Origin of the sequence: Intestinibacillus massiliensis, assembly GCF_900155735.1 — a bacterium.
GTDB classification, from domain to species: Bacteria; Bacillota; Clostridia; order Oscillospirales; family Butyricicoccaceae; genus Intestinibacillus; species Intestinibacillus massiliensis.
In genome coordinates, this window is the sequence record NZ_LT707051.1 from 39,485 (window position 1) to 48,286 (window position 8,802).

The 8,802-nt window shown below is 57.8% G+C and carries 13 protein-coding genes; 1 reads left to right on the forward strand and 12 read right to left on the reverse strand.

What is annotated here, in order from left to right:
- Window positions 1-74 precede the first annotated feature (74 nt).
- Window positions 75-2,135, forward strand: coding sequence for a GmrSD restriction endonuclease domain-containing protein (locus CZ203_RS03240; protein ID WP_087064748.1), 2,061 nt, complete (start codon window positions 75-77; stop codon window positions 2,133-2,135).
- Window positions 2,136-2,213: 78 nt separating this feature from the next.
- On the opposite strand, the gene CZ203_RS03245 is transcribed toward CZ203_RS03240, so the two are convergent.
- The 12 genes from CZ203_RS03245 to CZ203_RS14465 form a co-directional block, all read right to left on the reverse strand.
- Window positions 2,214-2,900, reverse strand: coding sequence for a peptidoglycan recognition protein family protein (locus CZ203_RS03245; protein ID WP_235847449.1), 687 nt, complete (start codon window positions 2,898-2,900; stop codon window positions 2,214-2,216).
- A gap of 414 nt (window positions 2,901-3,314) precedes the next feature.
- Window positions 3,315-3,575 carry a phage holin family protein gene (locus CZ203_RS03250; protein ID WP_087064749.1) on the reverse strand — a complete coding sequence of 87 codons (261 nt, stop codon included), beginning with the start codon at window positions 3,573-3,575 and terminating at the stop codon, window positions 3,315-3,317.
- Window positions 3,576-3,587: 12 nt separating this feature from the next.
- A complete protein-coding gene (locus CZ203_RS03255) occupies window positions 3,588-3,902 on the reverse strand; it encodes a hypothetical protein (protein WP_087064750.1) in 315 nt (104 codons plus the stop codon).
- Between the two features lie 45 nt (window positions 3,903-3,947).
- Entirely contained in the window at window positions 3,948-4,193 is a 246-nt protein-coding gene (locus tag CZ203_RS03260; RefSeq protein WP_087064751.1) for a hypothetical protein, read from the reverse strand.
- A 20-nt stretch (window positions 4,194-4,213) separates the two neighbouring features.
- Window positions 4,214-4,336: an XkdX family protein gene (locus tag CZ203_RS03265; RefSeq protein ID WP_087064752.1), complete on the reverse strand. Its 123-nt coding sequence runs from the start codon at window positions 4,334-4,336 to the stop codon at window positions 4,214-4,216.
- Window positions 4,329-4,565: a hypothetical protein gene (locus tag CZ203_RS03270; RefSeq protein ID WP_087064753.1), complete on the reverse strand. Its 237-nt coding sequence runs from the start codon at window positions 4,563-4,565 to the stop codon at window positions 4,329-4,331. Before CZ203_RS03270 ends, CZ203_RS03265 begins: the two co-directional genes overlap by 8 nt.
- Before the next feature lie 178 nt (window positions 4,566-4,743).
- A complete protein-coding gene (locus CZ203_RS03280) occupies window positions 4,744-4,884 on the reverse strand; it encodes an XkdX family protein (protein ID WP_087064755.1) in 141 nt (46 codons plus the stop codon).
- Entirely contained in the window at window positions 4,877-5,179 is a 303-nt protein-coding gene (locus tag CZ203_RS03285) for a hypothetical protein (protein WP_087064756.1), read from the reverse strand. The genes CZ203_RS03280 and CZ203_RS03285 overlap by 8 nt, the downstream gene beginning before the upstream one ends.
- Window positions 5,180-5,190: 11 nt before the next feature.
- Window positions 5,191-6,558 (reverse strand): hypothetical protein, encoded by a 1,368-nt coding sequence (locus CZ203_RS14460; RefSeq protein WP_087064757.1) that lies wholly within the window; start codon window positions 6,556-6,558, stop codon window positions 5,191-5,193.
- Window positions 6,559-6,560: 2 nt separating this feature from the next.
- Complete coding sequence (locus CZ203_RS03295) at window positions 6,561-6,956, reverse strand: hypothetical protein (RefSeq protein WP_087064758.1); 396 nt, start codon at window positions 6,954-6,956, stop codon at window positions 6,561-6,563.
- On the reverse strand, window positions 6,949-8,622 hold the full coding sequence (locus tag CZ203_RS03300) for a hypothetical protein (protein WP_087064759.1): 1,674 nt from the start codon (window positions 8,620-8,622) through the stop codon (window positions 6,949-6,951). The genes CZ203_RS03295 and CZ203_RS03300 overlap by 8 nt, the downstream gene beginning before the upstream one ends.
- Window positions 8,619-8,802, reverse strand: a 184-nt coding sequence (locus tag CZ203_RS14465; RefSeq protein WP_159456342.1) for a hypothetical protein, incomplete at its 5' end; no start/stop codon positions are given. The genes CZ203_RS03300 and CZ203_RS14465, both read right to left, overlap by 4 nt.

Sequence of the window (8,802 nt, forward strand, 5' to 3'; positions counted from 1 at the left end):
GCAAACGCGCAATTGCTTTTTGTTATATTTTGCATTATAATGGATAAAAATAAATTGTATACGTGGTGATATATATGGGGCTAGAGTCTACCATTGTAACGGTCAACAACTTACTAAAGTTGGATTTTCACAACAAATCCGATGACTTCCGCAGGTTTATGCATCCGCAGCGGATGCTCTTATCCATTCCCGCCTATCAGCGGGAATATAAATGGGAGAAATCAAAGATCAAAACCTATGTCGACAACGTGCTGGTGCGGAACAAGTTCCTGGGTATCATTACAACGGAAGTGCCCGAAGGGCAGTACCTTTCCCTAGTGGACGGGCAGCAGCGGCTCACCACCACGATCCTGATCTTGGCGCAGCTCTATAACGCCTGCGCGGAAGAGGGCGAGGTTGCGACGCAGCATGAAATCGAGGATCTCATCACCTGTGAAATAGGGGGCCGCCTGCACTTCCGGCTGGAAAACGAGAGCGTCGGGGAATACCTGCACTTCTTTACCGCAGAAGATGGCCGCAAGAAGATCCGCCTGGGGATAGAACCCGACGCCGATATTTACAGGCAGGCAAATAAGTTCCACGAGGCCTGGGACATCATTGAAACCGAGCTAAGGGAATACCGCCGCCGGAACCCATACACGACGCTTGACCAATATAAGTCGCAGCTCCTGGACTGTGAAATGCTCCTTTTTGCCCAAAAGAACCCCGAAAACCTGCAACAGGGTTCCTCCGAAGAAATTTATATCGATATTAATGAAAAGGCGCAACGCCTCGACCCAGAGGATATTTTTAAAGGGCATTGTTTTGCCATTTGTAAAACGTCCTGGCAGCAGGATCAAATCAAGACATTGTGGCGTTCCATTAAGCAACAGTTCTTTTGCATGGACAAGCTGTTTAAAGCCGCGCGCATGGATCATTTCCTGCATTTTTACCTGCTCACGCAGGAGGCTACGAAGGACCTGCGGCAGGATATCAACACGGAACTCACGATCGGCGGCGAAAATATCATTATACACAGCTATAACACCTCTAACAAGGTTATCAACCTGCTTACGGATATCGAAACCTATCAGCAAAACCTTTTGTCCTTTTCAAATGACCTAAAGATAATTAATTACTGCTTTACCCGCGTTATGACGGCAACGCCCCAGGTAATCGGGAACCATCGCGAGCGGTTCCGGGAATTGGCAGTTATATTCCAGGATATTATGGCCTGCAAACAAAACCTGTTCAAACTCCCCCTATTCTATTTCATCGACCAAAACTGCCGGAAAAGCCCGGCGGACAAGCTATCTTGTGCACAGCTCGAGGGGTTTGCCTACTTATACTATATCTACATGTTCCTTTTCTCCAAGGCCTGCAATTCAAGGAAACGCGGGGATCTCGCCAACGGCCTTATTTACAAGCTAAACGCCGGGCAAGGCTACCTGATGCAGTTCATGAAGGAGATCTTAGACTACGCCGGTGGGACCGATGTCGAGATCGGCAACAAAATCATGCGGAACGCGGATGCACGCAAGCAGTTCTATACCATATTGGACTATTTCAGCATCGTGTCTGCAAATACCCCCGCCGGGGCAGACAGCGACCTTACGATCAAACTGCGCCTGTTCCCCAGCGACTATAACACAGAGCATTTACTGGTCAACCAATCGCACACGGTTGTCTGGCATTCCGCCGGATACCAGGAGGGGCATGCCCTCCCCAATACGGAGCACACGTTCTCGGCGGACGACTTTAGCGCTTGCCCGGCCTGGTCGGACGGCCACCGGCATTGGTCCAATTTCGTGCTGATAAACGAAACCTTTAACCGGGAGAACTTAAAAAACCACGATATCATTCATAAATTAACCCTCTTGAGGGGCAGTGCTGACCGCACAGTGCCGGCCAAATCCGGTTCTTATGCCAAAAAGCATGCCCACATTGAGACAGTCTGCCAACACATCATGCGGACAGAAGGGTTCCCCGCATTGTTGGACGCCTACCAAAACGATGCGCCAAAAGAAGACGTCTTGCGCTGCTACACAGCCTTCCTCACCAATTATTTTTCCGACGAAAATACCGATATGCTTATGAACCAATGGAACGGGCAATTTTCAGGCATCCTAAAACGCTTTCAATTACTGCTCCCGTGATCCCCCCTGCGGTTTGCAAGCGTGCAGGCAAAAAGCCCCTCCAGCCATCAGGCCAGAGGGGCTTTCGCATGCCTATTTTCACTTATACAGCCCGGCGCGCCAGTTGATCACCAGCCCGCGCAGCATGTAATGCTCCAGGTCGAGTTGCCCGTCGCCGTCGCCCTTGAGATACCCTTTAGCGATCAGGTCGTTTACGCAATCGCGCGCCCAATCCGGCACATCCTGGATGGTCTTGTAAACCGTATACATATCGTCGTCCTCCTCGATCTTCTCCGGCTTTGTGACTGCCTGTTTGAACGCCGCCCACAGCTTCGGGTCAGCCACCATCGGCGCAGGGCAGTCCTTGCCGGTCACGTCGTAATGCCGGAGCACATGGCCGCTGTCCACGCCGTACTTCGCCATCAGCTCACGGACAAGTTTGGCCGCGTTGTCGATGCTGCCCTGCCGCACGCGTCCGGCCTTGTCGAGCATACAGATTTCCACGCCGATGCTGTTCGCGTTGCGGCAAGTCTTGTGCACGTAGCTGCGCGCGCCGACGTGCCAGGCGACGTCTTTATCCGGCACGCTCTGCCAGGCTTCATGCTCATCGACAAAGTAGTGCGCCGAAGCTTCCAGCCCAGCCGTCCGGGCGAAGTAATCCGCGTTATTCTTCGCGGTGTCGCCCCGGTTGCCGGTATAGTGGACGACGATAAAACCGATGTCCGCCGCGCTGCGGCTTGCGGCCTTGTAGTTCGATGCGTGGGCGGTCTTGGTTTGAATCGTCACTTGTTACACCCCGCTTCCATAAAAAATCCCCGCCTTGACAAAGGCAGGTAGGATGGTATAATAATCATAGAAAAGGGGCGCTGTCGGCAGACGGTTAGCCCTAGAGAAGTGTTATGAAATAACCGCTAACTCTTGGCTGGAGGGGCGGTTATTTCGCATTTATGGAGAGTATGTATAGCAAGAATGCCGTGCATACGCAGATTCTAAGAACCTTAGCCCACAAAAGCTATCACCCCCTTTCGCAAGGGAGTGGCCAACCGCCTACGTCGCGCTAAGAGCCGCCTTTCGGCGGTTGCGCTTTGTACGCCGGGTTTCGACCCGGTGTGCCGTCTGTTGACAGCGCCTTAACCGAATTATACCAAACACGCCGTCTTTCGTCAATGTTCGCCCTGGAGGATACCCTCCGGGGCTTTTTTATTTCCCGCCCAACTGCTTGGCAATCTGGTTGACGCCCGTCGCGGCCAGGCCGCTGACAATACCGATCGCAACCGCCGTGATCGGGTCACCCGCACCGTAGTCCGGCATGACGTTCATCGACACCACGCCGAGCAGCGCGCCGACACAGCCGCATACGATCGGCAGCCACTTGTTGTCAAGTTTCGTCGCTTTGACCACATGCGCAACCAGGTAACAGATCACGGTAATCGCAGGGATTGCTGTAAAACCAAAATCCATATATGTAACCTCCTATTTTACCGGCAGTTCGTCTACTGCCGCCATAAGTGTATCAAGGTCGCCGTTCCCGCCCAGGGCGTGGTAGGCATCGTGCATCTTGTGCAGCCTGCGCCGGTCATCAAAGTCCACTTTGTCATCATGGATATAACAGCGGCATAGGTATTGGATGCGGTCAAGCAGGATCACCCGCTGTCCCTCCTGCAGGGCTTTGAACTTGGCGTCGCCCGCGTCCTTGCGGCTCAGTTTCCACATGATCACGTTATCCAGCACCTTGATGATCGCCGCCCCGCACGCACCGGTCAGCAGCGGCAATAGTAATTCCTGCATATGTCCTCCCAAAAGGGTTGGGGCGGTTGCCCGCCCCTCGCCGCCTTACTTGTGCTTCTGCTCCGGCTCGTCATGGACGCTGCCGTCCTTCCAGACATAACCGCGCAGGGTGCCGTCCTCATGGAACGCCTTGCCGCGCACGTAGTCGAAGAACGCCCGGCGCTGCTCCTCGCAGCCCTCCGGCGTGCCGTACTTGGCGTCAAACATGCTGACCGCGACGCCCCAGTCCTTGCCATTCTCGTTCGCAATCTTCGTAATCTCCGCGATGTGGCCAATGTAGTAGTTTTCCATGGTCTTGTCCTTTCCGGGCGTTAGCCCTGTCCGTTAATGATTGTATTTGCCTCGCCCTCCGTGATCCACTTCGGGACGTAGGTCTTCACTTGTCCGGCGGTAAGCTGGCCGAGCTGGTACTGGATGCGGATGAACTCATACATGCGACATCACCTCCAGCATGGCGGCTTCCAGGGCGGTTAGGCGGTCGGAGAGGGTGGGGATGCGCTCTGTGACAACATCCGGACGTTTCTTCCATCTGCCGTCGATACAACTATCCCCTATACCAAACTCTTGCGGCAAGGCAACGCCGCCTATTGCTGTTGCAAACGCATCATCTGCTGTAATGATGTTGATGCATATGCCGTTCTTTAGGATTGCATAATCAGCCATAAATAATCACCAACCCACTTCCCCCTTTTCCGCCCGCACCGCTAATCCCCCTAGAGCCAGTCCAGCAGTATCCACCGCCACCGCCACCACCTCCGGTACCTCCATTGCCTCCTGCAGCGGGGCTTTGTGAACCCGATCCGCCACCTCCACCCCGGGCACGCGGATTGTTATTGCGGGTTCAGCGCCCCACACAGGAATATTTTATCATTTTAATGCTATCCGCCTGTTCTTGGGTAATTACGCCCAGATCGACGTACTTTTGCAACTGGTCGTCGCGGATGTAGCCCATCCCATAGCGCTTCTTGATGTCCTCATACATGCTGTGTCCCTCCTAAGATAGAAAGTTCAATGTCTGTCTGACGCTGCCCCAGTTCGATGCGGGCAAGCTGCTCGTCGGTGATCTGCTGGCCGTGCTCAATGTCGTCCAGATGCATGTCCGTCATCTCCTGATAGATGCATTCCATGGCGGTATAAACGCGCGGCGGGTCATAGGGGGCGCCGATGCATGCCCCGTCATAGCTTTCTCGCATCTCGACTCCCGGAAGCGCGTCGGCACTGTCGGCCACAACCATGTTGGTGATGATGTTTTCCTCTGATACGATGCAAAAATCCATAAACTCTCCCCTTACGCCGTGTAATGCAAACGGACACATACTATGCCGCCACCGCCTTGGCCTCCGCTGCCGCCTTGGCCGCCTGCACCACCAACATTTAATTTGTTGGTATTAGCGCCGCCGCCACCGCCGCCAGCACCGCCACCGCCGCCAGCACCATACGTCCCGCGCTCCCCGGTAGATCCATTACCGCCCTCGGCCCCGGATCCATTGCCACCGGTGTATGCACCTGCACCACCTCCCGCGCCGCCGCCAAGACTTGATCCTGACATACCTGTCACGCCAGCACCGCCGGTTCTTGTTCCGCATGCGCCACCCGTCCCGCCGTCATACCCGCTCATCCCACCGCTACCGCCGCCTCCGCCTCTGCCCGTCGCTGTACGGGTAAGCGTATATCCGCCATTAAAAAGCGACACATTTTCGGTAGTACTGACAACACCGGATGAACCACTGTTACCCTTACTTGCTGTGCTTGGTGCCGCGCCGCCAGACGATGTTGTCCCATTAACAAATATTCCTCCGGCGGCGGAATAACCGAACGCCGTAGTCTGCCCGCCTGTCGCCCCAGTACTTCCTGGTGAACCTTCTACAACGGTATAGCCATTAGCCGGTTGACCGGCACCACCAGTTCCGCCAACTCCACCATTACCTCCCGCGCCTATCGAAATTGGATAGTTCTGATCTGGCACAATCTTTATATTTGATGCTTGCTGTATCGCGCCATTGCCCCCCTTGCTTCCACTTTTGCCGCCTGTTGAACTAGATCTACTCGATCCTCCTCCACCCTGGCCGCCGCTGCCGCCGCTGCCGCCGCCAATTAAGGCCACGTCGACGGCCTGGATGTCCTTGCTAAATTTGATGCTTTGGGAAGATGTTATACTTGCAACCCCGCCCTCCGTATATTTATGGGCAGCCCGCAGGGTAATACTTTGTATTTCCCCTGTTTTTAAAGTAATGCTCTGCGCAGGGATATAGGTGTCAAAATAGGAAACCGACGGCACCGATAGCGTGTAAGACTTGGCCTCCACAAGCAACGTCACAAATCCGTCGCTGTTTGTATAGGTTAGCTCGGAATTAACGCCCGTCAGCCCCTCTATCTTCACCCCGGCCATCGGCGTTCCGTCCGTCCACAAAACGCGGATGGAAAGCGCGGTATTTCCCGAAAGCCGGATCATCGAAAGCCATGCATCCTTAATTTCTGCACTGTCTGAATCAAGTCCCAGCGCCGCACATACATTATCCGGCAAAATCGTCGCCTTACACAGCGGCGTGCCCTCCTCCACCGGCTCGTCCGCCCTGGTCATTGTGACCTGCACCTTCGTCCCGTCGTCATACCGCAGTTCCACCCGTCCGGGCTTCCCCGGAATCCTGTCTTTCATGCTCAAACCTCCCCACTGAAAATTTCCCCGCTGTACACAAACGCCGCCGCCATCCTGTCCACCCACACGCCCAGCGCGTGCAAATCCCATTCCTCGGCGTTCAAAATCTCCGCGTCGAGCGCCTCCTGCCCGCCGGACAGGTACTTCCTTGCGATCTCCCGCCAGTCCGGCAGGCTGTAGAATCCGGCCTGCAGGGCGTTGATGTTCTCCCTGATGCGCCCGAGTTCCGCCGCCGCCGGGAACGCGCCCTCTTGCCAGTCGGTCTTGCACGACAAGGCGATGCTGTAGCCGTAGCCCTCCAGCCGGCCGCGTAGGAAGGCGGTCTGCGTCTCGATGCGGTTGAGGTCGGCGGCGCTTAAAAAGCTGTCCGGCGCGTGGTTCCAATCCATTTCAGCCACCCGCAACCACCGCCTTTGCAATGCCGCCGCCCAGCAGGTCAATGTCCAGGCTTTCCACCATGCCGGTCAGGGTATGGCTGCCCGCGGTCTCGACGCGCACCACCTCGCCCGCCGCCGCGTCCACCGGGAACAGGTCGCCTGTGTCCTCGATGCGCTGCTGGTAAAAATCGTACAAGCCCTGCGCCACGGCCTGCGGGTCTGCGGTAAGCGTGCAGCCCTCCACGGTCTTGACGCTTGCCCGCGCGCCGGCGGGCATCACCGCGGCGTATACGCTGCCGCCAAGGCTCGTCTGGTCGTCGTAGGGCTTGCCGGACAGCACGACCTGCCCCGCCGCCGGCACGTTCAGCTTCGCGTAATTGACGCCGCTCTCCACGATCGACGCGCCCGAACAGGACAGGCTTGCCGCCGGGCTGCTGAACCGCACGAACTCCGTCCCCGCCTTGCAGGTTGCCTTGAACAGCTCGGTTACATCGCGCGCGGGCACATAATTGTGGGTGTAGACCTCCACGCCGGACACATACCCGCGCTGCACCTGCCGGTGCCCGGCCGCCTTGTCGTGCGGCGTGATCGTGGACGTGGCAGGCGGCAGCGGGTAAATCCGGATGTTGTCCGACCGCGCGCAGGACGCCACCGCGCCGAGCGCAAACGCCACCTGCTGCAGCGCCTCGCGGTGCGTACAGATCGGCAAATAGCCTTTTATGACAATACCGGCAAGCGACGGCGCGAGTTCGTAATACGCCGCCGCGTCCGCGGACGTCATGATCTCCCGGATAAGCGCCCCGGCCGTGATGCCGTCCAGCCACAGGCCGCCCAGGTATTCGGTCTGGCCGAGCACGCCCACGAGGTCGATGCAGTCGATCGTGACGACGCGCTCATCCTGTACCTCGGGCACGTCGGTGTAAAACAGCCCCATTTCGCGCGTCACGCCGTCCACCGCCTGCCGCACGCGCACGCGCTGCTGCTGCTGGAACACCGCATACACGCCCGTCAAATCGAGCAGGTCAAACCGCCTGTCCGCGTAGAACCCGAACCGCAGCGTGTTGACGCTCACGGTCATGCTCGTCGGGTCGGCCTCCTCGAGCAGGGACGCTTCCGTCAGGCCGCTGCCCGTCAGGTGCTCCACCACGCCGTAGCGCACGCGGAACAGCTTGAGGTACCGGCGCGGCTTGTTCGTCTTGCGGAACGTCGCGACGACCTTGTAATAGTCGTGCACCAGCCGGTCGCAGAAATAGGAGGCGCTGTCCGGCGCAAAATCCTGTTCGGCCAGCACCGCGCCCGCCGCGTCGTACCATGCCAGGTGCAGGTCGTCGCACCAGTCGCCCGTCGGCTCGGCAAACACGAACGTGATACCCAGCGAGGTGTGCGGCTGCGAAAACGCCACGGTCAGCACGGGCGGGGCGGTGAACCGGCCGTCCGCGCCGCTCATCCCCGCCGACCACAGCCCCATATCCTGCGCGGCCGGGTCGTCGGGGAACATGGCCGCCGTGCCGTCCAGCACGAACTGGCCCGGCTCGAGCGTGCCCCATTTCGCCATGACGTGCGTGTCGTCCTCGTCGTGGAGCTGCGATACATTGACCCACGGCTGTTTTGTGGTGACGGACGGCACGCCGTCCCCCGCCGCGCCCGGGTCGACCAGCATGTAATGGATTTCCGTCTGTGTTTTCATTGGCCGTCCTCCAGCGGGCGCACGCCCGTGACCGTGAGCGTCAGGCCGTCCCAGCGGTTCGTGCCGTCCGCCTCGATAAAGCCGAGCGCGTCCGCGCCCAGCTCGACCTGCGCCTCGAGCGTCACCTCTTCCTGCCCGTCCGGCAGGGTCACGCGCAGCACGCCCCCGGCCGCCGCCGCG